25 protein-coding genes are annotated in these 24,279 nt (G+C 71.5%); 8 read left to right on the top strand and 17 right to left on the bottom strand.

Annotation, left to right across the window (positions count from 1 at the left end; genetic code table 11):
* Positions 1-7: 7 nt before the first annotated feature.
* The 3 genes from NR112_RS04560 to NR112_RS04570 all read right to left on the bottom strand — a co-directional run bounded on the left by NR112_RS04560 (position 8) and on the right by NR112_RS04570 (position 2,934).
* Positions 8-886, bottom strand: a complete 879-nt coding sequence (locus NR112_RS04560; RefSeq protein WP_256792774.1) for a GNAT family N-acetyltransferase — start codon at positions 884-886, stop codon at positions 8-10.
* 87 nt (positions 887-973) lie between these two features.
* On the bottom strand, positions 974-1,855 hold the full coding sequence (locus NR112_RS04565; protein ID WP_308336278.1) for a CoA ester lyase: 882 nt from the start codon (positions 1,853-1,855) through the stop codon (positions 974-976).
* A gap of 5 nt (positions 1,856-1,860) precedes the next feature.
* The gene (locus tag NR112_RS04570; RefSeq protein WP_256792775.1) at positions 1,861-2,934 is read right to left on the bottom strand and encodes a CoA ester lyase; all 1,074 of its coding nucleotides are present in this window, start codon (positions 2,932-2,934) and stop codon (positions 1,861-1,863) included.
* Between the two features lie 89 nt (positions 2,935-3,023).
* Between NR112_RS04570 and NR112_RS04575 the strand changes: the two genes are divergently transcribed.
* From NR112_RS04575 to NR112_RS04590, 4 genes are read left to right on the top strand one after another with little or no spacing between them, the layout of a single operon-like run.
* Positions 3,024-3,761, top strand: a complete 738-nt coding sequence (locus NR112_RS04575; RefSeq protein ID WP_256792776.1) for a hypothetical protein — start codon at positions 3,024-3,026, stop codon at positions 3,759-3,761.
* A 17-nt stretch (positions 3,762-3,778) separates the two neighbouring features.
* Positions 3,779-5,086 (top strand): magnesium transporter MgtE N-terminal domain-containing protein, encoded by a 1,308-nt coding sequence (locus NR112_RS04580; RefSeq protein ID WP_256792777.1) that lies wholly within the window; start codon positions 3,779-3,781, stop codon positions 5,084-5,086.
* Positions 5,083-5,643, top strand: coding sequence for a DUF1003 domain-containing protein (locus NR112_RS04585; RefSeq protein WP_056770855.1), 561 nt, complete (start codon positions 5,083-5,085; stop codon positions 5,641-5,643). The genes NR112_RS04580 and NR112_RS04585 overlap by 4 nt, the downstream gene beginning before the upstream one ends.
* Before the next feature lie 57 nt (positions 5,644-5,700).
* Entirely contained in the window at positions 5,701-6,843 is a 1,143-nt protein-coding gene (locus NR112_RS04590) for an Mrp/NBP35 family ATP-binding protein (RefSeq protein ID WP_256792778.1), read from the top strand.
* 192 nt (positions 6,844-7,035) lie between these two features.
* Here the strand turns inward: NR112_RS04590 and NR112_RS04595 are convergent, their stop codons facing one another.
* The 7 genes from NR112_RS04595 to NR112_RS04625 all read right to left on the bottom strand — a co-directional run bounded on the left by NR112_RS04595 (position 7,036) and on the right by NR112_RS04625 (position 14,812).
* Positions 7,036-8,865 (bottom strand): ABC transporter ATP-binding protein, encoded by a 1,830-nt coding sequence (locus NR112_RS04595; protein WP_256792779.1) that lies wholly within the window; start codon positions 8,863-8,865, stop codon positions 7,036-7,038.
* Positions 8,862-10,676, bottom strand: a complete 1,815-nt coding sequence (locus NR112_RS04600) for an ABC transporter ATP-binding protein (RefSeq protein ID WP_256792780.1) — start codon at positions 10,674-10,676, stop codon at positions 8,862-8,864. Before NR112_RS04600 ends, NR112_RS04595 begins: the two co-directional genes overlap by 4 nt.
* 53 nt (positions 10,677-10,729) lie before the next feature.
* Positions 10,730-11,086, bottom strand: a complete 357-nt coding sequence (locus NR112_RS04605) for a twin-arginine translocase TatA/TatE family subunit (protein ID WP_256792781.1) — start codon at positions 11,084-11,086, stop codon at positions 10,730-10,732.
* 55 nt (positions 11,087-11,141) lie between these two features.
* Positions 11,142-12,800 (bottom strand): S1C family serine protease, encoded by a 1,659-nt coding sequence (locus NR112_RS04610; protein WP_256792782.1) that lies wholly within the window; start codon positions 12,798-12,800, stop codon positions 11,142-11,144.
* Positions 12,797-13,519 (bottom strand): hypothetical protein, encoded by a 723-nt coding sequence (locus tag NR112_RS04615; protein ID WP_256792783.1) that lies wholly within the window; start codon positions 13,517-13,519, stop codon positions 12,797-12,799. The genes NR112_RS04610 and NR112_RS04615 overlap by 4 nt, the downstream gene beginning before the upstream one ends.
* A gap of 19 nt (positions 13,520-13,538) precedes the next feature.
* Positions 13,539-14,198 (bottom strand): RNA polymerase sigma factor SigE, encoded by a 660-nt coding sequence (gene sigE / locus NR112_RS04620; protein WP_256792784.1) that lies wholly within the window; start codon positions 14,196-14,198, stop codon positions 13,539-13,541.
* A 155-nt stretch (positions 14,199-14,353) separates the two neighbouring features.
* Positions 14,354-14,812, bottom strand: coding sequence for a hypothetical protein (locus NR112_RS04625; protein WP_256792785.1), 459 nt, complete (start codon positions 14,810-14,812; stop codon positions 14,354-14,356).
* 72 nt (positions 14,813-14,884) lie between these two features.
* Between NR112_RS04625 and NR112_RS04630 the strand changes: the two genes are divergently transcribed.
* Entirely contained in the window at positions 14,885-15,508 is a 624-nt protein-coding gene (locus tag NR112_RS04630) for an O-methyltransferase (RefSeq protein WP_256792786.1), read from the top strand.
* A gap of 119 nt (positions 15,509-15,627) precedes the next feature.
* Here the strand turns inward: NR112_RS04630 and NR112_RS04635 are convergent, their stop codons facing one another.
* Entirely contained in the window at positions 15,628-15,801 is a 174-nt protein-coding gene (locus tag NR112_RS04635) for a DUF3117 domain-containing protein (protein WP_013493416.1), read from the bottom strand.
* Positions 15,802-15,953: 152 nt separating this feature from the next.
* On the opposite strand from NR112_RS04635, the gene NR112_RS04640 reads away from it, so the two are divergent.
* On the top strand, positions 15,954-16,775 hold the full coding sequence (locus NR112_RS04640; protein WP_256792787.1) for an enoyl-CoA hydratase/isomerase family protein: 822 nt from the start codon (positions 15,954-15,956) through the stop codon (positions 16,773-16,775).
* A 149-nt stretch (positions 16,776-16,924) separates the two neighbouring features.
* Here the strand turns inward: NR112_RS04640 and NR112_RS04645 are convergent, their stop codons facing one another.
* From NR112_RS04645 to dapE, 4 genes are read right to left on the bottom strand one after another with little or no spacing between them, the layout of a single operon-like run.
* Entirely contained in the window at positions 16,925-18,139 is a 1,215-nt protein-coding gene (locus tag NR112_RS04645; RefSeq protein WP_256792788.1) for a hypothetical protein, read from the bottom strand.
* Positions 18,136-18,585 (bottom strand): cell division protein DivIVA, encoded by a 450-nt coding sequence (locus tag NR112_RS04650; protein ID WP_256792789.1) that lies wholly within the window; start codon positions 18,583-18,585, stop codon positions 18,136-18,138. Before NR112_RS04650 ends, NR112_RS04645 begins: the two co-directional genes overlap by 4 nt.
* Positions 18,582-19,355, bottom strand: coding sequence for a TIGR00730 family Rossman fold protein (locus NR112_RS04655; protein ID WP_374511416.1), 774 nt, complete (start codon positions 19,353-19,355; stop codon positions 18,582-18,584). The genes NR112_RS04650 and NR112_RS04655 overlap by 4 nt, the downstream gene beginning before the upstream one ends.
* Positions 19,356-19,377: 22 nt before the next feature.
* Positions 19,378-20,502, bottom strand: a complete 1,125-nt coding sequence (gene dapE, locus NR112_RS04660; RefSeq protein WP_256792790.1) for a succinyl-diaminopimelate desuccinylase — start codon at positions 20,500-20,502, stop codon at positions 19,378-19,380.
* A 125-nt stretch (positions 20,503-20,627) separates the two neighbouring features.
* On the opposite strand from dapE, the gene dapD reads away from it, so the two are divergent.
* Together dapD and NR112_RS04670 are read left to right on the top strand one after the other, a co-directional pair.
* Positions 20,628-21,560, top strand: a complete 933-nt coding sequence (dapD, locus tag NR112_RS04665; RefSeq protein ID WP_256792792.1) for a 2,3,4,5-tetrahydropyridine-2,6-dicarboxylate N-succinyltransferase — start codon at positions 20,628-20,630, stop codon at positions 21,558-21,560.
* Positions 21,561-21,612: 52 nt separating this feature from the next.
* The gene (locus tag NR112_RS04670) at positions 21,613-22,485 is read left to right on the top strand and encodes a hypothetical protein (protein ID WP_256792793.1); all 873 of its coding nucleotides are present in this window, start codon (positions 21,613-21,615) and stop codon (positions 22,483-22,485) included.
* A 57-nt stretch (positions 22,486-22,542) separates the two neighbouring features.
* On the opposite strand, the gene NR112_RS04675 is transcribed toward NR112_RS04670, so the two are convergent.
* Both NR112_RS04675 and NR112_RS04680 read right to left on the bottom strand, forming a co-directional pair.
* Positions 22,543-22,893 carry a hypothetical protein gene (locus NR112_RS04675; protein WP_256792794.1) on the bottom strand — a complete coding sequence of 117 codons (351 nt, stop codon included), beginning with the start codon at positions 22,891-22,893 and terminating at the stop codon, positions 22,543-22,545.
* Between the two features lie 72 nt (positions 22,894-22,965).
* A complete protein-coding gene (locus NR112_RS04680; RefSeq protein ID WP_081633811.1) occupies positions 22,966-24,246 on the bottom strand; it encodes a citrate synthase in 1,281 nt (426 codons plus the stop codon).
* Positions 24,247-24,279: the final 33 nt, after the last annotated feature.

A 24,279-nucleotide genomic window follows, 5' to 3' on the forward strand; every position in this document is an offset into this window, starting at 1 on the left:
CCCCGCCTCACGCAGTGCGGTGCAGGTCGTGGGAGTCCGGCAGGCGGCGGAAGCCGGCCGAGACGTAGGCGGCGACACCACCGACGTTGGAGCTCGGAGTGCAGACCAGGGCGCTCGACGCGCCGAGCTCCCGGAGGGCGGCCGCGCACGCGAGGGTGATCGAGCGTCCGTGGCCGCGGCCCCGGTGGTCGCGGTGCGCCCCCAACGGCTCGATGAGACCGGGTCGGCCCGGGCCGGCCGACCACACCGTGGCGGTGGCCACCGCGGCTCCGGACGCGTCGTAGGCGACGAGGCACCTCGCGTCGGCGTAGGCCGGCCCGGAGGCCATCTCCCGCCAACGGTCCTCGCTGAACGTCGAGGTCTCGAACGACGCGCGCTGGACCGCCACCCGGTCCCGGAGCCGCTCCGGCCCCGGGTCTGTGCCGACGACCTCTACGCGCAGTCCGCTGTCCTCGACGGGCTCGGCCAGGTCACGGACGAGCGGCGTCCACGGGTCTCCTTCGGCCCACCCATCGGCCGCGAGGGAGGCGCGGAAGGCATCACCGAAACGCGCCTCGACCGAGGCCTCCCCGGCGGGCAGCACGCCACGCTCGGGGCGCGACACGTCGGAGAGCAGCTGCTGCGCCAGCTCTTCGTCGTCACCGGACTCCGGCGCGATCGCCATCCGGAGCACGCGCGGGTCGTCGAGGAACCCGACGGCGACGAGGCGCCCGTCGCGGCTCCACGTGCGAACGGCCGCCGCGGTCGTGGCGGCGCCGAAGCTCCAGTTCCAGCCGAGGTCGCCGGGGTGCAGCTGGACCGGCATCCCGTCCTGCTGCCACTCGCGCATCGCGTGCACGGTCTCGACGAGGCCATGGACTCCCGGCGCGCTCAGCTCGATCGACATGTCTTGATCCAACACCGTCACCGGACGAGCACACACCTCGTTTTGCGACGGCACCCCGCTCCGCCGCGCGAGTGGTCGGCGGTCTCGTCAGGACAGCGCGGCGATGGCCTCGGCGGTGGCGAGGACCTTGTGGGCGGTGTCGACGTGCAGGCTCTCGATGAGCCTCCCGTCGAGGGTGACGACGCCCTTGCCCTCCGCCTGCGCGGTCTCGAAGGCCTCGATCACGGCCCGCGCCTGCTCCACCTGCTCGGCACTCGGGGCAAAGACCTCGTTGCACGTCTCGACCTGCCCCGGGTGGATCAACGTCTTGCCGTCGAAGCCCATCTCCCGGCCCTGGTGCGCCTCGGCGAGAAAGCCCTCGGCGTCCTTCACGTCGTTGTAGACGCCGTCGAGGACGGCCACCCCGGCGGCCCGCGCCGCGAGGACCGCGAGCTGGAGCGAGGTCTGGATCGCGGCCCGCCCGGGGGCGTAGCTCGCTCCGAGCTCCTTGTAGAGGTCGTTCGTGCCGAGCACGAGACAGCCGAGCCGGTCGGACGCGCGCGCGATCTCCTCGGCGTGCAGCACGGCCACCGGCGTCTCGACCATCGCCCAGAGCCGCGTGTGCCCCGGAGCGCCGGCGGCCTCCATCGCGGCGACGAGGCCGCGCACCTCGTCGGCCGAGCCGACCTTGGGCACGACGATCGCGTCAGGTCCGGCGGCGCCCGCCGCCGAGAGGTCGGCGTCGTGCCACTGCGACCCCAGGCCGTTGATCCGGATCGTCACCTCGCGGCGGCCGTATTCTCCGGACTGCACTGCGGCACAAGCCTTCTCGCGCGCCTGCTCCTTGGCGTCGGGCGCGACGGCGTCCTCGAGGTCGAGGATGAGGGCATCGACCGGAAGGGTCTTCGCCTTCTCCAGTGCGCGCTCGTTGGAGCTCGGCATGTAGAGCACCGAGCGGCGCGGGCGGTATGCGTCGGTCTCGACGGGCACGGCAGTCAGCCCTCCTGCGTGGCGGGCTCGACGGCATACAGCTCGGCGAGCGCGGGGTCGGTCTGGGACAGGCGCTCGGCGAGCTCGACGATGACGAGACACTGCTTGAGGCTCGCGTCGTCCTCCATCTTGCCGTCGAGCATGACGGCACCCGTGCCGTCGCCCATGGCGGCGACGACGCGGCGAGCGTGCGTGACGTCCTCGGCCGACGGGCTGAAGACTCGCTTGGCGATCTCGATCTGCACCGGGTGCAGCGACCACGTGCCGACGCAGCCGAGGAGGAAGGCGTTGCGGAACTGGTCCTCGCACGCGACGACGTCCTGGATGTCGCCGAACGGTCCGTAGTACGGGTAGATCCCGTGCATGGCGCACGCATCGACCATGCGGGCGATCGTGTAGTGCCAGAGGTCCTGCTGCGCCGTGGCGCGCGCTCCCGTGATGTCTCCGTCGACGGGGTCGGTGCGCACGAGGTAGCCGGGGTGCCCGCCGCCGACGCGGGTCGTCTTCATGCGTCGGTCTGCCGCGAGGTCGGCCGGGCCCAGCGACAGGCCCTGCATGCGCGGCGAGGCGCCGCAGATCTCCTCGACGTTGACCATGCCGCGCGCCGTCTCGAGGATCGCGTGCACGAGGATCGGACGGGTCAGGCCGGCTTTCGCCTCGAGCTGGGCGAGGAGCCGGTCGACGTAGTGGATGTCCTCGGCGCCCTGCACCTTCGGCACCATGACGACGTCGAGCCTGTCGCCGATCTCCGTGACGAGGGTCGTGAGGTCGTCGAGCGCCCACGGGCTGTCGAGCGCGTTGATGCGCGTCCAGAGCTGGGTGTTCTCGCCGAAGTCGGTGGCCCTCGCGATGTCGACGAGGCCGGCGCGGGCCGCCTCCTTGCGGTCGGCCTTGACGGCGTCCTCGAGGTTGCCGAGGAGCACGTCGACGGTCCCGACGAGGTCCGGCACCTTGGCTGCCATCTTCGGGTTGCTCGGGTCGAAGAAGTGGATGACCCGGGACGGGCGGGCCGGCACCTGCGTCAGGGGCGTCGGTGCCCCCACCGCGAGCGGCCGGAAGAAGTCCTTGGCGCTGCGCATGGGCGTCAACGTAGCAACGCCCGGACGGCCCGCGTTATGACGACAGTCACGCGCGCCGCCGATGAGGGCGGGATCACTAAGGTGGCGGTGTGACCGAGCGCGCGACCGAGCCTGTGACCGAGCACGGCGCAGGGACGAGCCCGAAGAAGAGCACGGAGACCGGCACCGATCAGGTGCCGTCCGCGCCAGCGCCCGACCCCCAGTCCGACTCGCAGTCGGACGCGGCCGCCGCCTCAGCGGCCGCCCTGCTCGGCGAGGCGATGGCGAAGTCCGGTCTGCTCTGGATCGAGGTCGCCGACGACCGTACGTGGCCGGCCTGGCACGTGTGGGACGACGGGGCTGCCCTCGTCGTCAGCGGACCGGGCGAGCAGCCGCTGCCGTGGTTGCCCAAGGAGGTCAGGGTGATCCTGCGCAGCAAGGACACCGGGGGCCGCCTGCTCACGGTCCGCGCGCACGTCCACGTCCTCGAGCCCGGGACCCCCGAGTGGCAGCGCGCCGCCGACCTGCTCCGGGCGTCGCGACTCAACTCGGTCGACGACTCCCTGACCCGCTGGGCGGCGGAGTGCACCGTCACCGCGCTCGTGCCCTTCGACAGCCCGCTCGAGTCCCCCGGGGCCTATGCCGCCCACGACCACCGCGAGCCCCCGGCGCGCACTGCCGCGACGACGACGTCGTGGCGCCCGTGGCACTGGGGTGGGCGCGGTGAGGAGAAGGCCGAGCGCAAGCGCGCCCGGGACGAGGTCAAGGCCGGCAGACGTGCCGCGAAGGAGCGAGCGAAGCTGCGCAAGAAGCGCCAGCGACGTGGCACCCGTCGCCGCGGACGCTGACCCCATAGCCTTGGGCCATGAGTGCGAGCACCCGCGTCTTCGTCGCGCGCCTGACCGGACTGAGCGTCTTCGACCCGCTCGGTGACCAGGTCGGGCGCGTCCGCGACGTCGTCGTGATGTTCTCGGTCAACCGACCCGAGCCCCGCGTCATCGGCCTCGTCGTCGAGGTGCCCGGTCGCCGCCGCGTCTTCGTGCCGATGACCCGGGTGACCTCGATCGACGCCGGCGCCGTCATCACGACGGGCCTGGTCAACATGCGCCGCTTCGAGCAGCGGACCAACGAGGTCCTCGTCGCCGCCGAGCTGTTCGACCGGACCGTCCGCGTCACGACCGCCGAGGCCGTCGAGGCCGGCTTCGCCGACTCGCTCGTCGAGGACCTCGCCATCGAGCAGGGTCCGCGCCGCGACTGGCTCGGCACCCGGGTCTTCGTCCGGCAGGCACCGGCCGGGGTCTCGTCGGCCTCGAAGGCGATGTCCCGGCTCACGCGTCGCCGGTCGGGCAAGACGATGCTCGTCGACATCCGCGACGTCGTCGGCCTCCACGAGCAGGCGGGCGCCCAGAGCGCCGAGCGCCTCCTCGAGACCTACGACGACCTCAAGGTCGCCGACCTCGCCGAGGTCATCCACGACCTCAACCCCAAGCGCCGGGCCGAGGTGGCCGCCGCGCTCGACGACGAGCGCCTCGCGGACGTCCTCGAGGAGCTGCCGGAGGACGACCAGGTCGAGATCCTCGCCGGCCTGGCCAACGAGCGCGCCGCCGACGTCCTCGAGGCGATGGAGCCCGACGATGCCGCCGACCTGCTCGCCGACCTGCCGCCCGAGCAGGCGGAGGAGCTGCTCCAGCTCATGGAGCCCGACGAGGCCGCTCCCCTGCGTCGCCTGCTCGCGTACGACGAGAAGACCGCCGGCGGCATGATGACGACCGAGCCCGTCATCCTCGGCCCCGAGGCGACCATCGCCGAGGCGCTCGCGACGGTGCGTCGCGAGGAGCTCGCCCCGGCGCTCGCGTCGATGGTCTACGTCTGCCGCCCGCCGCTCGAGGCCCCGACCGGCCGCTACCTCGGCCTCGTCCACATCCAGCGCCTGCTGCGCGAGCCGCCGCACGGCGCCGTGGGGTCGATCATCGACAAGGAGATCGAGCCCGTCGTGGCCACCGCGTCGCTCGAGACGGTGACGCGCACCCTCGCGACCTACAACCTCGTCTCGCTGCCCGTCGTCGACGACGACGGACGCCTCATCGGAGCGGTCACCGTCGACGACGTGCTCGACCACATCCTCCCGGAGGACTGGCGTGAGGAGCGGCACGAGTTGGGGGTGAAGCCGTGAGCGAGCGCGCCGAGCGTCGTCCCGGCGCCCGGGCGGTCCGCGGAGACAAGCTCGACCAGCCCCAGGAGAAGCGCGCCCGGGTCCTGCCGCGGATCACCCTGACCCAGGAGGCCTTCGGCGTCCTGTCCGAGCAGTTCGCCCGCTTCATGGGCACCGCCCAGTTCCTCATCGGCATGACGGTCTTCGTCGCCGCGTGGATCGCGTGGAACGTCCTCGCGCCCCCGGCCCTCGTCTTCGACGAGTTCCCGTTCATCTTCCTGACGCTCATGCTGAGCCTCCAGGCGTCGTATGCCGCGCCGCTCATCCTGCTCGCGCAGAACCGTCAGGCCGACCGCGACCGCGTGGCCCTCGAGCAGGACCGGGCCCGCGACGAGCGCAACCTCGCCGACACCGAGTTCCTGACCCGCGAGGTGGCCTCGCTGCGGCTCGCGCTGCGTGAGCAGGCCACGCGTGACTTCGTGCGCTCCGAGCTGCGTTCGCTGCTCGAGGAGATGGAGGACCGCGGGATCGTCCGCGGCGCCGACGACGAGCCCAAGGACAACCGGCACCGACCGTGAGCGAGCGCACCCCGGCCGTGGTCCGGGGGCCCGGCACGGCGGCATACGATGGAACACATGTCTGTCGCCGCACTGCCCAGCCGTGACGCCATGCTCACGGCGCTGTCGAAGGTCAACGACCCCGAGATCCGCAAGCCGATCACCGAGCTCGGCATGGTCAAGTCGGTCGAGATCGACGACACCGGCAAGGTCGACCTCGCGATCTTCCTCACCGTCTCCGGCTGCCCCATGAAGGAGACGCTCACCAAGGACTCGAGCAACGCGCTCCTCGCCCTCGACGGCGTGACCTCGGTCGAGGTCGAGCTCGACGTCATGAGCGACGAGCAGCGCGCCGAGCTGCGCTCGCAGCTGCGTGGCGGCGCCCCGGAGAAGGAGATCCCCTTCGCCAGGCCCAACAGCCTGACGCGGGTGTATGCCGTCGCCTCGGGCAAGGGCGGCGTCGGCAAGTCATCGGTGACCGTCAACCTCGCCGCCGCGATGGCCGCGCAGGGCCTGCGGGTCGGCGTCGTCGACGCCGACGTCTACGGCTTCTCGGTGCCGCGCATGCTCGGCGTCGAGCAGCGACCGACGCAGGTCGACGACATGATCCTGCCGCCCATCAGCCACGACGTGAAGGTCATCTCGATCGGCATGTTCGTGCCCGGCAACCAGCCCGTCGTGTGGCGTGGCCCGATGCTGCACCGCGCGCTCCAGCAGTTCCTCGGCGACGTCTTCTGGGGCGATCTCGACGTCCTCCTGCTCGACCTGCCGCCCGGCACCGGCGACATCGCGATCTCGGTAGCGCAGCTCATCCCGACGGCCGAGATCCTCGTCGTGACGACCCCGCAGCAGGCCGCCGCCGAGGTGGCCGAGCGGGCCGGCTCGATCGCCCTGCAGACCCACCAGCGGGTCGTCGGCGTCATCGAGAACATGAGCTGGCTCGAGCTGCCGGACGGCACCCGCCAGGAGATCTTCGGCTCGGGCGGCGGGCAGGCGGTCGCGGACTCGCTGACGAAGAGCATCGGTGCCCCGGTCGAGCTGCTCGGCCAGATCCCCCTCGACACGCGCCTGCGTGAGGGCGGCGACAACGGCACCCCGGTCGTGCTCGGCGATCCCGACACCGCTGCTGCCGTCGCGCTGCGCGGCATCGCCCGCACGCTCGGCTCGCGTGCCCGCGGCCTCGCCGGCCGCTCGCTCGGCCTCACTCCCGCCGGCCGCTGACCGACCCGACAGACCCGACTGACCCCGACCCCATCCCCCTCGCTTTCGCCACCGAACGCCGCGTTCGGTGGCGAAAGTTCTGCTCGAACACGGAGTTCGCGGCCGAACGCCGCGTTAGACGACGACGAGCGCCCGGGGACGCGCGACCGGCGGGGTCGCGGTGACCGGCGGGGTCGGGCCGGCTGACTCGGGTCAGGCGAGCGAGTCGACCCAGGCTCGGTGCAGGTCCGAGTAACGGCCGTGGCCGGCCGCGACGAGGTCGTGGGGCGTCCCGTCCTCGACGATGCGGCCGTGCTCGAGCACGAGCACCCGGTCGGCGATCTCGACCGTCGAGAGGCGGTGCGCGATGACGATGGCGGTGCGCCCGGCGAGGATCGTCCCCAGCGCCTGCTGCACGAGCCGCTCGGAGGGGACGTCGAGCGAGGACGTCGCCTCGTCGAGGATGAGCACCGCGGGATCGGCGAGGAAGGCGCGCGCGAAGGCGACGAGCTGGCGTTGACCGGCGCTCAGCAGCCCACCCCGGTTGGACACCGGCGTGGCGTACCCCTGCGGCAGCTCCGCGATGAACTCGTGCGCGCCGATCGAGCGGGCCGCCGCCTCGACCTCGTCGTCGGTGGCGTCGGGCCGGCCGAAACGGATGTTGTCGGCGACGGTGCCGCTGAAGAGGTAGTTCTCCTGCGTCACCATGACGACGGCGCGGTGCAGGTCGTCGGATGCCAGCCGGGTGAGGTCGACCCCGTCGAGGCTCACCGTCCCGGAGGTCGGGTCGTAGAAGCGGGTGGCGAGCTTGGCGATGGTGGTCTTGCCGGCACCGGTCGTGCCGACGAGCGCGACCGTCTGCCCGGCGGGCACGGTCAGGTCGAGACCGGGAAGGACCGCGGTGCCGGCGACGTACTCGAAGCGGACGTCGTCGAACCGGATCTCGCCCCGGGGAGCCACGAGTGGCAGGGGGTCGGTGGGCTCCGGGACGTCGGGCACCTGCTCGAGCACCCCGGAGAGCTTCTCGAGCGCGGCCGAGGCCGACTGGAAGGTGTTGTAGAACTGCGAGATCTCCATCATCGGCTCGAAGAACTGGCGCAGGTAGAGCAGGAAGGCCGCGAGGACCCCGACGGTGACCTCGCCCTGGTAGGCGAGGTAGCCGCCGTAGACCAGGACGACGGCGATCGTGACGTTGCCGATGAGCCGGATGCCCGGCATGAACCACGCCACGAGCCGGAACGCGACGAGGTTGGCCCGGCGGTACTGGTCGTTGACGTCCTCGAAGATCGCCTGGTTGCGCGGCTCGCGGCGGAAGGCCTGCACGGCCCGGATACCGTTCATCGACTCCACGAAGTGGACGATGACGAGGGCGACCTTCTCTCGGGTGGCGCGGTAGCTCTTGGCCGACTCCTTGCGGAACCAGTTGGTCAGCAGCGCGAGGGCGGGGCCACAGAGCAGCGCCACGAGGCCGAGCTTGACGTCGAGGACGAGCAGCAGCACGGAGGTGCCCACGAGGGTCAGCGCGGCCGTGACGAGCCCGTCGAACCCGGTCTCGAGCATCTCGTAGATGGCGTCGACGTCGGAGGTCTGCCGGGAGATGACCCGCCCGGACGTGTAGCGGTCGTGGAAGGCCGGGCTCAGGTGCTGGAAGTGGCGGAAGACGCGTCGCCGGATCGACAGCAGGATGTCCTGGCCGATCAGGCCGGAGCGCACGAGGAAGAGGTTGCGCGAGACCGCCTGCGTCAGCGTGGCGACGAGGACGAGCCCGACGACGAGCAGGAGCGGGCCGAGGTCGCCCGACTCCCGGATCGGCGGGATGCCGGTGTCGATGCCCACCTTGACGAGGTACGGGATCGACAGCCGAGCGGCGTTCTCGATGACGACGACGACCATGAGCCACCAGAGCGCCGGGCGCCACGGCCGGAGCACGTCGCGCAGCAGCCGCCTGGAGCGGCCGGCGAGCCGGGCGGAGGTCTCGGCCGTCAGGTCGCCGTCGATGTCGTCGGCGGCGACGCCGCGCCACTGCTGGGCCGAGGCGGTCATGCCGGCACCTCCTGGGTCGCGTCGGTGGCGCGGCCGCCCGTCGCGGAGGCCTCCGCCTCCTCCACGGCGTCGGCCGCGAGCAGCTCGCGGTAGGCCGGGACGCCGTCGAGCAGCTCGCGGTGGGTGCCGACGTGGGTGATGGTGCCGTGCTCGAGGAGCGCGACGCGGTCGGCGAGCATCACCGTCGAGGCGCGGTGCGCCACGACGAGGCCGGTGGTCTCCGAGAGGACCCTCGACAGCGCCTCCTCGACGAGCTTCTCGGTGTGCACGTCGAGGGCCGAGAGGGTGTCGTCGAGGACGAGGACGGCCGGACGGGCGAGGACGGCTCGGGCCAGGGCGAGCCGCTGGCGCTGACCACCTGAGAGTGACAGCCCCTGCTCGCCGATGCGGGTGTCGAGACCCCAGGGGAGGTCGTGGACGAAGTCCGCCTGGGCGATCTCGAGGGCGGCGAGCACGTCGTCCTCCGAGGCGTCGGCGCGTCCGAGGGTGACGTTCTCGCGGGCGCTCATCGAGAAGAGCGTCGGCTCCTCGAAGGCCGTCGCGACGACACTGCGCAACGCGGCCAGCTCGAGGTCGCGCACGTCGACGCCGTCGATGGTGATGCGGCCGCTCGTGACGTCGAAGAGGCGCGGGACGAGCGCGGTGAGGGCGGTCTTGCCCGAGCCGGTGGCACCGACGAGCGCGAGGGTCTCGCCGGGCGCGATGTCGAGGTTGACGTCGCGCAGCACCCGCTGGTCTGGCGCGTCGGGGAAGGCGAAGTCGACGTGCTCGAAGCGCAGGTGGCCGCGACGCGCCCCCGCCTCGTCGGCTCCCGAGACGATGTCGGGCTCGGTGTCGAAGATCTCGAGGACGCGGGCCGCTGCGGTCATCGCCTCCTGCGCCATGGCGAGGATGACGCCGAGGGAGGACACGGGCCACACGAGCGAGAGCATCAGCGTGATGAACGCGACGAGCTCTCCGGGCGTCAGGTCGCCGTGGCCCACGCCGATGGCGCCCAGGAGGAGCACGACGACGACGGCGAGGTTGGGGATGACCTCGAGGAAGGTCCAGAACTTCGCCGACAGGCGGACCTTGTCGAGGCTCGTCGCCCGCAGCTCGAGCGCCGCGTCGTCGTAGCGACGGGCCATGTGGTCGCTGCGTCCGAAGGACTTGATGACGCGGATGCCGACCGCGCCCTCCTCCGCCTGGGTCGCGAGGTCGCCCTGCTGGTCCTGGACGCGCCGGGACATCACGACATAGGCCTTCTCGAAGCGCATCGAGAGCCAGGTGATGGGAACCGCCGTCATCGCCACGACGAGCCCGAGCGGCCAGTACATCGTCAGGAGCACGATCGTGACGGCCGTGACCTGCAGGACGTTGACGACGAGGAAGAGCAGGCCGAAACCGCTGAACCGGCGGATGGCCGACAGGTCCGTCGTCGCGCGGGAGAGCAGCTGCCCCGACTGCCACCGCGTGTGGAAGCTCATCGGCAGGGCCTGGAGGCGCTCGTAGAGGTCGCGGCGCAGCTGCGTCTCGAGCCCCAGCACGGCGTTGGACTGCACCCACCGGCGCACGAAGATGAGGACGGCCTCGAGCACGCCGAGGGCCAGGGCGAGCAGGCCGAGCGGGAGGACCGGCCCGAGCTCGTGCTCGGTGATCGGCCCGTCGATGACGGCCCGTGTCACGAGGGGGACGGCGATGGAGAGGCCGACGCCGGCGAGCGACGCGGCGAACATGACGACGAGGGCCCAGCGGTGTGGGCGCAGGTAGCCGCGCAGCCGCCAGAGCGACCGGGCCGAGGCGGGCGGGTGGGAGGCAGGATCAGCAGGCATCAAGGAGTGACGATAACCCCGACCACCGACAGAGTTACCTCTGGGTCAGAGATTCACGTCGCTTCGCTGTCCCAGGGCGTCGGGACCGACGGGTCGTGGCCGCGCGGCGTGCTCACCGGCTTGTCGACGACGGGCGAGGGCTGGTCGTCCTCGTCGGGTGGCGCGGAGAGCGCGTCGCGCACGATCTTGCGCGGGTCGTACTGGCGCGGGTCGTAGGCCCGCCAGTCGACGTCGGAGAACTCGGGCCCCATCTCGTCCTTGAGCTGCTGCCTGGCCCGGTCGGCCATGCCGCGAGCCTGACGGACGAACTTGCCGAACTTGGCGGCGTACTCGGGCAGGCGCTCCGGACCCAGGATGAGGATCGCGAGCAGACCGAGCAGGAGCAGCTCCCACCCGTTGATGTCGAACACAGTCCCTCGCTTCCACGCGTACCGGCTGCGCCATCCTACGGTGGCGCGTCGTGCTCTACTTGCCCGGATCCGCTTCCAGCGTCATCTGGAGCTGGAGCTCCGTGCCGTCACGCTCGACCTTGAGGCTCACGGTGTCGCCGACGGCCCGTGCGCGGATCGAGACGATGAGCTGGTCCGGGGTGCGGATGCGCTTGCCCTCGAAGCCGACGATGACGTCGCCGGCCTTGACGCCGGCCTTGTCAGCCGGTCCACCGGAGGTCACCGCGTCGGGCGCGTCGGAGACCTGGGCGCCGTCACCGACGAAGGTGCGGCTGAGGTTCACGCCGATGACCGGGTGGGTGGCCTTGCCCGTCGCGATGAGCTGGTCGGCGGTGCGTCGGGCCTGGTCGCTCGGGATGGCGAAGCCGAGCCCGATGCTGCCGCCGGTGGAGCCGCTCGTCCCCGGGACCCGGGCGATGGCGCTGTTGACGCCGATGACCTTGCCCGTCATGTCGAGCAGCGGCCCACCGGAGTTGCCGGGGTTGATCGCCGCGTCGGTCTGGATGGCGTTGATGTAGGACGACTCACCGGGGTCGCCCGGCTGCACCGGCCGGTTGAGCGCGCTGACGATGCCCGTGGTGACGGTCTGGTCGAGGCCGAGCGGCGCACCGACGGCGATGACCTGGTCGCCGACGACGACCTGGTCGGACGCGCCGAGGGTCAGGGGCTTGAGGTCGGTGCGGTTGATCTTGAGCACCGCCAGGTCGTAGCTCGCGTCGCGCCCGACGATCGTCGCCTTCTCGGTGTCGCCGTTGCTCAGCACGATCTCGATGTCGCCGTTGACTCCGGGCTCGACGACGTGGTTGTTCGTCAGGACGTGGCCCTTGGAGTCGATGACGAAGCCGGAGCCGGTCGCCGATCCCTCGCTGCCGGCGTCGACCTTGATGGTCACCACGCTCGGCAGGGCGACGGCGGCGATGTTGGCGACCGAGCCGGCCGGTCGCTGCGTGGCGCCCGGTCCGGGCTCGGGCAGGGTCGTGCCGGCGAGGTTGATGCGGTCCTCGGCGACCTGGCTGGCGATGCCGCCGATGACACCGGAGAGCAGGCACAGGCCGATGACGGCAGCGACCACCTTGCCGCGACCGCGGCGAGCGGACGGTGCCGGCGGGTCGGAGAGCGCCACGCTCCCGGGCGGCACGGGACCGCTCTCGAGGGCAGGGTCGCCCCCCGCAGGTGCGTGGGGCACGGAACCGAGGTATGCCGTCCCGCCGGGCGCCGCGGCGGCGCCTGCCAGCACGTCGCCCGGGTGGGTGGACGCCGCAGGCCCGGTCGCGGACGGCGCGTCGGCGGTGGGGGTCGGTGGGGCATACGCCGAGCGGTGGGCCTCTTCGGCGAGGGAGTCGGCGCGATCGCTGCCCCAGGCGGCATCCGCCCGGGCTGGGACGCCCGCGCCCTCGGTCGGGTGCTCGCCTCCGAAGACGTCGAACCAGGCATCGTCACCGGTGTCGGCGGGACGAGCGCCTGAGGCGCCCACGGGCGGCTGGGTCTCCGTCTCGGACGGGGCCGGAGCCGGTGTCGTCGGCGACGCGGACGGGATGGCCCGGGTGTCGTGCAGGTCGATGATGCCGGTCCGCTCCACCTCCGGCTCACCGGCGGTGCCGGGGGCCGCAGTGAGCTCGCGAGGCTCGGGAGCTGCCGTCGGATCGGGGTCCGGCGTCGTCGACTCGTCGCTCATGGCCCTGATTGTGCCGAACGGACGTCGGTGACCCGAACCGGGTCCACCAGCGCGGTGGTCGGACCCACGGTCAGCGACGTGGTGCGGGCCGACGAGCCGGTCGTGACGATCCAGTACGGGACGTTGCCGGCGCCCACGTCGCCGAGACCCTGGGCCTGACGCGTGACGGGCGTGATCCTGTTGCCGGGCAGCACGGCGCCGCCGAAGTTCACGGCACTGACGGGACCGGCCCCGAAGCTCGCGACCGGACCTCGGACCGAGGGGGTGCGCGAGCCTGGCACGGGGGAGATCGCGAGCCCCCAGGCGGCAGCGACCGACGCGCCGGCCGCGATCGAGGCCACCACCGCAGCACGCATCGGCGAGCGGTGCAGGGCAGGAGCAGTGGGCCGGACGGTGGGCACGGGCTCGTAGGACGGCGTCGAGGGCATACGGAAGCCGACGGGCGGGAGCGGGATGCGCGGGGCCCTCGTCCCGAGAGCGGGAGCCGGAGCGGGCTGCGGCTCGCCCGAGGGGGCCGCACCGAGACCCATGAGGGACGTGCGCAGGCTCATCGGGACGCCGGTGTCGGAGCGCAGCGACGCGACGATGCGGCGCTCCTGGTCGGCGGCGGCGCGGCAGACGGTGCAGCACACGAGGTGCTTGTCGTAGAGGTGCAGCATCGCCGGCGGCAGGGCGCGGTCGACGTAGGCGCGGACGTATCCCTTGAGGTGCGGCGTCACGACATCACCTCCGGACCCATCAGCGCGAGCTCGCCGCGACTCGGCGGCCGGGAAGGCGCAGGCCCGCGCGAGCGGCGCGCGCCTCGGGCTTGGCAGGACGGGCGGCCGCGGCCACCTCGGGCGCGCGGTGCGCGAGCGCCTCGCGCAGCTGGGCGCGGCCACGGTGGATGCGCGAGCGTACGGTGCCGAGCTTGACGCCGAGCGTCGCGCTGATCTCCTCGTAGCTGAGGCCCTCGATGTCGCACAGGACGACGGCTGCGCGGAACTCCGGCGCGAGAGCGTCGAGAGCACGCTGCACGTCGTCGTCGAAGCGGGCGTCGTGGTAGGTCTGCTCCGGCCCCTTCTCGGTGCTTGGGAGCCGACCGGCGGCGTCGTCGGGCAGGGCGTCGAAGCGGATGCGCTGCTTGCGACGCATCTTGTCGAGGAAGACGTTGGTCGTGATCCGGTGCAGCCAACCCTCGAAGGTGCCCGGCTGGTAGGAGTGCAGCGACCGGAAGACGCGGACGAAGACGTCGTGCGTCAGGTCCTCGGCGTCGTGCGGGTTGCCCGTGAGGCGGTAGGCCAGGCGGTAGACGCGCGCCGAGTGCTGCTCGACGATCTCCTCCCACGTGGGAGGAGTCCACGCCGAGTCGGCCTGCTCCACCGAGGTGGGCGAGGTGGACGTCACACTGGTGCTCACAGGGGGCTGTGCCTTTCACGGAGAGGGGTCAACGACAAGAACGCCGTCAGATCTCGATTCGTTCCCGTCGATCGTCTCGGATTGGCCTGTCCGGCCGCCAGCCAGAACCTGTGGTCCTGCTGTGGACGGGGGTGGCGAGGCGGCGCCGGGGGTGGTCAGCGGGACTGCTCGCTGCCGTCGTGCGGGACCGCCTCGTGGTGGGCCCGCCCGTGCGTGCGTCGGTCCTCCTTCATCTCCGCCTCGAAGAGGTGGCGCCGGCCGCCGACGAGGTCATCGCGTGCCGTCTTCTCGAGCTCCTTGAAGGTCGCGTAGTAGCCGTCGTCGTACTCCTCGACGACCTGAAAGGTCCACCTTCCCTGCACGACGTTGCGCCCGACCAGCTCGGTCTGGAGCCGGTCCGCGAGCTCGGTGTGACCGGCCTCGCGCAAGAGGTCGACGGCCTCGCCCAGGGTGAGGTCGGCCATCCCCGTGAGCCGGTGGAAACCGTAGAGGTGGCCGCGGGCGTCCTCGACGACCTCGAGCGCCTCCGACAGCTTGCCAAGGGCCTCGACCGTGGCATCGTCGACGTCGCCCGGACGCAGGTGTTCCGCGGTCGGGGTGTCCTGTTCGTCCATGACCTGATCCTTACCCGCTTCCGGGCGACGGGGTGCCGAATCGGCCCGGCACGTCGCAGTAGGGTGACGAACATGAGCACCCAGAAGGTCGCCGCGTGGTCGCACGCCGAGGAGTTCGTCACCCCGAGCGAGCACGTCGAGGAGGCGACCCACCGCGGTGAGGAGCTCGGCGCGCCGGCCGTCGGCAACGGCGTCGGAGCCGTGCTCCAGATGCTCGCTGCCGCCACCGGGGCCAAGGCCGTCATGGAGATCGGCACCGGCGCGGGCGCCTCGGGCCTCTGGCTCCTCGGCGGGATGCCCGCCGACGGCATCCTCACGACCATCGATCTCGAGACCGAGCACCAGCGGGCCGCGCGCGACGCCTTCGCGGCAGCCGGCATCGCCCACCAGCGCACCCGCTGCATCGCCGGTCGCGCCCTCGAGGTGCTGCCCCGCATGACGGACGGCGCCTACGACCTCGTCGTCGTCGACGCCGACAAGGAGGAGTACCCCGACTACCTCACGCAGGCCACTCGCCTGCTGCGGTCCGGCGGCACCCTCGTCATGACGTGGACCGACAAGGAGTCCGACCCCGCCAACCGGGACGCCGAGACCCGGACCCTGCGCGAAGTCGGCCGCGCGATCCGCGAGCACGACCAGTTCACCGTGTCGCTGCTGCCGGTCGGCGACGGTCTGCTCGTGGCCGTCAAGCGCTGAGCGCACGTATGCCGTCCGGCCTGCCGGACGGCATACGTCATCCACCGCGCGTGGCGGGGATGCGAGACGGCCCCCGACCGTGAGGTCAGGGGCCGTCGAACCTGGATCAGGCGGAAGGGTCAGTTGACGCCGTCACAACCCTGGATCGCGTCACGCAGAGCTGCAGCCTCGTCGGGGGTCATCTCGACGACGAGACGCCCGCCGCCCTCAAGGGGCATCCGCAGCACGATGCCGCGGCCCTCCTTGACGACCTCGAGCGGGCCATCGCCGGTCCTCGGCTTCATTGCTGCCATGGTTCCCCTTCCCTAGGAATCCTCGGTCTTTGGCCCCATTATTCCGTGTCTCGTTTGCGAGACCTAATTGGGGATGTGACAGAGGGCACGTCCGGGCCCGCGGAGGCTCGTCACGCTTCCGCCTCGGGACGGATTGGGACAGAGTGGCGCCCATGACGCAGACGCCCGACTCCCCCTCGTCGCCCGCCCCCCAGCCCCTGCTCGTCGAGGTCTCCGACGGCATCGCCTGGCTCCGGCTCAACCGTCCGGACGCCATGAACAGCCTCGACAACACCCTCAAGGACGCCCTCGTGGCGGCCCTTCGCGAGGTCGGAGAGGACCCCGCCGTGCGATGTGTCGTGCTCACGGGGACCGGACGGGCCTTCTGCGTCGGGCAGGACCTCAAGGAGCACGTCCGCAGCCTCGGCGCCCCGACGTCGACGCTCGCGACGACGGTGACCGACCACTACAACCCGATCGTCATCGCGCTCTCGACGATGAACAAGCCCGTCGTCGCGGCCCTGAACGGGGTGGCGGCCGGGGCGGGGATGAGCTTCGCGCTGGCGTGTGACTTCCGGGTCGCCTCGGAGCAGGCCGGGCTCAACACCTCGTTCGCGGGCATCGCGCTCTCGTGCGACTCGGGGGCCTCGTGGACGCTGCCCCGTCTCGTGGGGCCGGCCCGCGCCAAGGAGCTGCTGCTCCTGCCGCGCACGGTGTCCGCGGCAGAGGCGTTGGCGATGGGGCTCGTCACGAAGGTCGTGGCCGCCGACGACCTCGAGGCGACGGTGACGGAGCTGGCCCGGACCCTCGCCGACGGCCCCACGCTGGCCTACGGCTCGATCCGGCGCGCCGTCGCCTACTCGGCGGGCGTCGACCTGCCCGCCGCGCTGGCCCACGAGGCCGAGCTGATGGCCCTCACCGGCGGCAGCAGCGACCACCGGGCCGCCGTCGACGCCTTCCTCGCCAAGGAGAAACCCACCTACACCGGCGCCTGACCGCCGGACTGTCGGCACGCTGGACCTGGTCACGCACGAGATCGCGCACCGGCCGTCGACAGGGCGCACGGAGCGCCGATCTCGCACCCGATCAGCGGCCGTGTCGGCCACACGCGACCGGGGCCGAGGGTGCGATCAGGGACGACGGGTCACGGTGGGTAGTCGCTCGGGGGGACGAAGCGCCACAGGATGTCGGTCCAGTAGTACTGGCCGACGATGCTGAGGACGAGGAGGGGGACGAAGCGCCACAGCAGCCGCTTCCACGTGTTGCCGCGGCGGTCGGCCCAGCCCGCACCAAGCACGACGACGAGGAGCGGGAAGAGCGGGATGAGGTAGCGGAAGATGCTCGTGAACGGGTCGAGCACCGCCGCGAGGTAGGCCGGGTAGGCGAGCGTCCACGTGCGCAGGTCGGCGCCGAGGTTGCGGGCCCACGGCCCCGCCACCGTGGCGATGATCACGAGCGGCACGACGACGAGCATCACTGGTCCCCACGTCTCGCCGAACGCATACTCCGACATGCCGACCCACGGCGCGAACGGCTCGACGGTGCCCGAGCCACGCCACGACGCCATCGTGTCGGTGTAGGCCGACGGCACGCCGGTGCGCCACCACGCGATCGCGGGCCACAGCAGGCCGGCGACACCGCAGCCGACGAGGGAGGCGAGCATCGCGGCATACGTCCCGCGACTGATCGGGCGCTCGCGACGTGCCCGCCAGCGCAGGAAGACCACCACGAGCGTCACGAGTCCCAGCGGCACGGCGATCGGTCTCGAGAGCCCGACGAGCAGGGCCACTGCGGTCGCGACGAGCCACCGCTCCTTGGCCAGCGCGTAGAGGTAGCCGACGAGCAGCAGCATGGCGAGCGACTCGGTGTAGGCCAGCTGCAGCGTCACCGACGCCGGGAAGCTCGCAAACAGTGCGACGACGAGGTATGCCGCCGGGTCGCCGATGCGGTCGCGCAGCAGCAGTCCCATGAGCACGGCCGCGCCGGCCCCGCAGAGCAGGGCGATCGTCGAGCCCACCGCGGGGAAGTCGAGCCCGGTCAAGGCCATGCCGGCCCGGGCCATCAAGGGGAAGAGCGGGTAGAAGGCCCACGGGTTCTGCTGGACGGCGCCGCCCTCACCGACGGGAAGCTCTGAGGGGTACCCGTGCTGGGCGATGGTCTGGTACCACTGGCCGTCCCAGAGCGCCGTGAAAGGGAGGTAGGACACGGGCACGTCGTCGCCGCCGGTCATGCCGGACGGGACCTGGTGCTGCATGACGAGCAGCAGGATCGTCGTCGTGACGACCCGGGCCAGCGCGTAGACCGCGAGCACCCGGGCGACGAAGACGCCGCGTGAACGCAGCGAGAGCACCTCGGTCATGTGGTGCGTTCGCGGCCGACCGTCGGATGGGACTGCTCGGGTGGCTCGGGCTCCTCGGCAGGCTCGCCCCGCTCGGGCATCGGCTCGAGCCCCTCCTCCGCCGGCTCGGCGGCCTCGCCCTGCCCCACCGCGGGCTCGGTGGGCTCGGCGGGCTGGACCATCTCGGCGGGCGTGTCCCCACGCAGCACGGCGATCTCCTCGTCCTTCTCGCGGAGCTCGCGCCTCAGCCGGTCGACGACGCCGTCGACCTGGCTCATCCGGTAGCCCCGGGCGCCCACGTCGAAGACGAGGTCGTCGAAGTCGGTGTCGCGGATCGGCTCGTCGGGCAGGGGCTCGTGGCTCAGGCTCGTCGTGTTGCGCCCGAGGCCACCCCCGGCGAGCCCGAGGATGAGCGCGACGACGAAGCACAGGACGACGATCCCGACGAAGAGGATGAACCACTTCACGCGCGCGGCCCCTCGTACGTGCGGATCGCCTTGACGGCCTCGTCCGGGTCGTCGGTGACGATGAGCCGCTCGAGATCTGCCGGGCTGATCATGCCGTGGTCGAGCACCGTGTCGCGCAGCCAGTCGATGAGCCCCTGCCAGTACGCGACGCCCATGAGCACGATGGGGAACTCGGTGACCTTCTGCGTCTGGGCGAGGGTCAGCGCCTCGAAGAGCTCGTCGAGCGTGCCGAACCCTCCGGGCAGCACGATGAAGCCGCGGGAGTACTTCAGGAACATGACCTTGCGGGCGAAGAAGTAGCGGAAGTTGATGCCGAGGTCGACGTACTCGTTGAGACCGGTCTCGAACGGCAGCTCGATGCCGAGCCCGACCGACGTCCCCTTCGCCTCGAAGGCGCCCTTGTTCGCCGCCTCCATCGCGCCCGGGCCACCGCCCGTGATGACGGCGTAGCCCGCCTCCGCCAGCAGGCGGCCGACCTCGACCCCGATGGCGTATGCCGGGTCGTCGGGTCGCGTGCGCGCCGAGCCGAACACCGCGGCCGCCGGTCCGAGCTCGGAGAGCGTGCCGAAACCCTCGACGAACTCGGACTGGATGCGCATGACGCGCCACGGGTCGGCGTGCAGCCACTCGTTCGGCTGGGGCGCCTCGAGCAGTCGCTGGTCGGTCGTCGTCACCGGCACCTTGTGTCGGCGCAGCGTCACGGGACCCGTCTGACGCCGGTCGTCGTTCAGGCTCCCCCGGGTCGCGGGTGCGGGCTGGTGGTCGGTCACAGCGCCACCCTATGCGGAGAGGTCAGCCGAGCCAGCGGAGCAGGGCAGCCTCGGCCTCGACGTACTGCTCGACCGGGCAGCGCTCGTCGTCCATGTGCGCGAGGTTGGGGTCTCCGGGCCCGAAGTTGACGGCAGGGATGCCGAGCGCGGAGAAGCGCGCGACGTCGGTCCACCCCTCCTTCGGGTTGACGGGGACCCCGAGCGCGTCGATGAACGCCTTGGCGGCGGGCAGCAGCAGACCCGGTCGCGCTCCGTCTGCTGCGTCGCCCAGCGTCACGTCGAACCCGTCGAAGACCTGACGCACGTGCGCGAAGGCCTCCTCGGTGTTCTTGTCGGGGGCGTAGCGATAGTTGACCGTGACGGTGCAGCGGTCCGGGATGACGTTGCCGGCGATCCCACCGCTGATCCCGACGGCCTGGAGGGCCTCGTGGTAGTCGAGCCCGTCGACGGTGATGGTCTCGGCGTCGTACGCGGTCAGACGCGAGAGCACGGCGGCGGCGTCGTGGATGGCATTGTGCCCCTTCCACGGGCGGGCCGAGTGGGCGGCGACGCCCTTGGTGACGACCTCGACGCGCAGGGTGCCCTTGCAGCCTCCCTCGATGGCGCCGTCGGTCGGCTCGAGCAGGACGGCGAAGTCGCCGGCCAGCAGCTCGGGCGAGGTGTCGGCCAGGCGGGCCAGACCGTTGAACGTGCCGTCGATCTCCTCGCACTCGTAGAAGAGGAAGGTCAGGTCGCGACTCGGCTCGGGCACCTGCGCCGCGATGCGGAGCATGACCCCGACACCGCCCTTCATGTCGACGGTGCCCCGGCCCCACAGCTCCCCGTCGACGCGGCGCGTGGGCAGGTTGGGCACGGCGGTGAGCGGCACGGTGTCGATGTGTCCGGCCAGCACGACTCGCTCCGAGCGGCCCAGGGAGGTGCGGGCGACGACGGTGTTGCCGTCGCGGACGACCTCGAGGTGCGCGAGGGGCCGCAGGGCGGCCTCGATCGCGTCGGCGAGCGCCGCCTCGTCCTGGCTGACCGACTCGATGTCGCAGATCGCGGCGGTGAGCGTCGTGACGTCGGCGGACAGGTCGAGGGTGACGGCGCCGGCCCCCGTCGCGGCGGGGACGGTGGTCGGTTCGGCGGACGGTGAGGTCGACGGCATACGCGAAGGTTATCCGGAGGCCACCACGTCGCGGCGCCCTCGGGACCGTCCGACCGCCACTGTCCGGTGACCACGGTGCGGGTCCGTGTTCCACCGGCACGGGCCGTCCCCATATCCTTGCGGCCATGTCGGAGCGCAACGCATGGGGACACGGACTGACGACGACCACGGACGACGGGCAGGTGCTCGACACGTGGTTCCCGCAGCCGGCTCTCGGTGAGCGCCCGGACGACGCGACGGCCCCCGAGGGCCTCGATGCCCTCGGCGGCACCGACGAGGCGCGCCGCGTGCGCACCGAGGTGCGCCTCGTCGAGATCGACCTCGACGCTCCCCCGGCCGACGCGCCCGACGCCTACCTGCGCCTGCACCTGCTGTCGCACTGCCTCGTGGAGCCGAACACCATCAACCTCGACGGCGTCTTCGGCGCGCTGCCGAACATCGTCTGGACGAGCGCAGGAGCGTGCGCCGTCGACGGCTTCGAGCAGACGCGGATGCGGCTGCGGGCCCGGGGCCAGCACGTCGCCGTCTACGGCGTCGACAAGTTCCCGCGGATGACCGACTTCGTGGTGCCGCAGGGCGTACGCATCGCCGACGCCGACCGGGTGCGCCTCGGCGCGCACCTCTCGGCGGGCACGACGGTCATGCACGAGGGCTTCTGCAACTTCAACGCCGGCACCCTCGGCACCTCGATGGTCGAGGGCCGCATCGTGCAGGGCGTCGTCGTCGGGGACGGGTCCGACATCGGCGCCGGCGCCTCGATCATGGGCACCCTGTCCGGTGGCGGCACGGAACGCGTCAGCATCGGCGAGCGTTGTCTGGTCGGAGCCAACGGCGGCATCGGCATCGCGCTCGGGGACGACTGCGTCGTCGAGGCCGGGCTCTACGTGACGGCGGGCACCAAGGTGACGCTGCCCGACGGCACCGTCGTCAAGGCCAAGGAGCTGTCGGGGTCGAGCAACATCCTGTTCATCCGCAACAGCGTGAGTGGTGCCGTCGAGGCCCGCGACCGCGCGGGGACGGGCATCACCCTCAACGCCGCACTGCACGCCAACGACTGACCGAGACCGGACGCCACCGGTTCAGACCAGAGCCGGACCACCTGAGGACCCCATGCCGAAGAACCGACCGGGCCCGACCCTTGCCGACTCCCGGGGCCGCCCCCGCGCTCGTCGCCGACCCCGCTGGGTGCCGATCCTGCTCGTGCTGGCGGTCGTCGGCACGGCCGCGTGGTTCGGCGCCCGCTTCCTCATCCAGAGCGTCGTCAACCCGCAGTGCACGATCAGGGCCGGCGGGATCACCGAGACCTTCGACCCCGACCAGACGGCCAACGCCGCCCTCGTCGCGGCGCTGTCGATCAAGCGCGAGATGCCGCCGCGTGCGGCCACGATCGCGTTGACGACCGCGTTCCAGGAGTCGAAGATCCGCAACCTGCGTTACGGCGACCGCGACTCACTCGGCCTCTTCCAGCAGCGGCCGAGCCAGGGCTGGGGCACGAAGGAGCAGATCCTCGACCCCGTCCACGCGACCAACGCGTTCTACGACGCCCTCGAGAAGTACCAGGGCTACGAGACCGCCGACATCACGAAGATCGCCCAGCGCGTCCAGAAGAGCGGCTTCCCCGAGGCCTACCGCGACCACGAGGGCCAGGGCCGGGTGCTCGCCTCGACCCTGACCGGACACTCCCCCGCCGGCCTGACGTGCCGCCTCGACGCGGTGAGGACGAGCGTCACGCCGCAGCGCGTGGCGGCCGACCTGTCCCAGCAGATGGGCGTCACCTCGGTCCGTCCCGGCGAGAGCACGCTCACCGTCACCGCTCCCGACCGCACGACCGCCTGGGCCGTCGCCCAGTGGGCCGTCGCGCGGGCCGAGATCTACGGGGCCAGCACGGTGAGCGTCGGTGAGCGGGTCTGGGACCGCGCGGCCGGTGACGAGGGCTGGTCGGCCGGCCCGGACGGCACGACGGTCACGATCCACCTCGGCTGAGCCACCCGGCACACGCCATCCGCCGCTCCCGGAAAGGTCGGTACGGCAGGGGCGGCGTCAGCCGGACACGTGGTCGAGGTGCTGGAGCAGGTCGTGCGCGGCGAGCTCGACGTCCTTGTGCCGCCACTCGCTCGCGCGGTAGACGCAGGCGATGAGCGCCGTGCGGTGCACCCGCCGGAAGTCACCGACGACGAAGGCGTAGCGCGCCTTGGTGCCGTCGTTCGCACCCTCGGTCAGGCCGAGGTGCCACGCGGCGTAGTTGTGCGACGAGTGTCGCTCGAGGTAGGCGTTCTGCGCCTCTGCATCCGGCTGGGCCTGCCCCCAGTCGCTGTCGAGGACGTACTGCCGCTTGTCGATGAGGTCGCGGCACCGGGCGACGGCCGCGTCGTTGACGAGGTACTTGGCCATCGCCCCATCATGCCGATGCCCCCGTCCCAGGAGGGGCGGGGGCATCGGGTGGATCTCGGGTGAGCCGGCGGCTCAGGCGGGGTAGCTGCGCTGGGCCTCGCCGGTGTAGATCTGGCGCGGACGGCCGATCTTCGTCTCGGGGTCGGTCATCATCTCGCGCCACTGGGCGATCCAGCCCGGGAGGCGGCCGATGGCGAAGAGCACCGTGAACATCTTCGACTCGAAGCCCATGGCCTTGTAGATGAGGCCGGTGTAGAAGTCGACGTTCGGGTAGAGCTTGCGCTCGACGAAGTAGTCGTCGGCGAGGGCGATCTCCTCGAGGCCCTTGGCGATCTCGAGCAGCGGGTCGTTCTGGCCGAGCTTCTCGAGGATGTCGTCGGCGGCCTTCTTGATGATCGCGGCGCGCGGGTCGTAGTTCTTGTAGACGCGGTGCCCGAAGCCCATGAGGCGGACACCGTCCTCCTTGTTCTTGACCTTCTCCATGAACTTCTTCGGGTCGTCGCCCGACTCGTGGAGCTTGCCGAGCATCTCGAGGACCGCCTGGTTGGCGCCGCCGTGGAGCGGGCCGGACAGGGCGTGGATGCCGGCCGAGACCGAGTTGAAGAGGTTCGCGTGGGCCGACCCGACGAGGCGCACCGTCGACGTCGAGCAGTTCTGCTCGTGGTCGGCGTGCAGGATGAAGAGCAGGTCGAGGGCCTTGGCGACGGTCGGGTCGACCTCGTAGGGTTCGACGGGGTAGCCGAACGTCATCCGCAGGAAGTTCTCGACGAACGACAGCGAGTTGTCGGGGTACATGTACGGCTGGCCGACGCTCTTCTTGTGCGCCATGGCTGCGATGGTCGGCAGCTTGGCGAGGAGGCGGACGGTTGAGATCTCGACCTGCTCCTGGTCGAAGGGGTCGAGGCTGTCCTGGTAGAACGTGCCGAGCGCCGAGACGGCCGAGCTGAGCACGGGCATCGGGTGTGCGTCGCGCGGGAAGCCGTTGAAGAACGCGCGGAGGTCCTCGTGCAGCATCGTGTGCCGGCGGATCGAGTCCTCGAAGCGGGTCAGCTCCTCGGGCGTGGGCAGCTCGCCGTAGATGAGCAGGTAGGAGACCTCGACGAACGTGGACTTCTCGGCCAGCTCGGCGATGGGGTACCCGCGGTAGCGCAGGATGCCCTCGTCGCCGTCGATGTAGGTGATCGCGCTCTTGCACGACGCCGTGTTGACGAAGCCGACGTCATAGGTGACGAGGCCGGTCTCCTTCAGCAGGGAGCCCACCCCGAGCCCGTCGTTGCCCTCGACGGCGTCGACTCCCGGGAACGTGAGTTCCTTGTCTGCGACCTTGAGTGTCGCGTCCACTGCCTTCGTCACTGTTCCTCGCCTCCTGTCACTCCGGCCCAAACG

It is taken from the genome of Terrabacter sp. Ter38 (genome assembly GCF_024519435.1).
GTDB lineage: Bacteria > Actinomycetota > Actinomycetes > Actinomycetales > Dermatophilaceae > Terrabacter.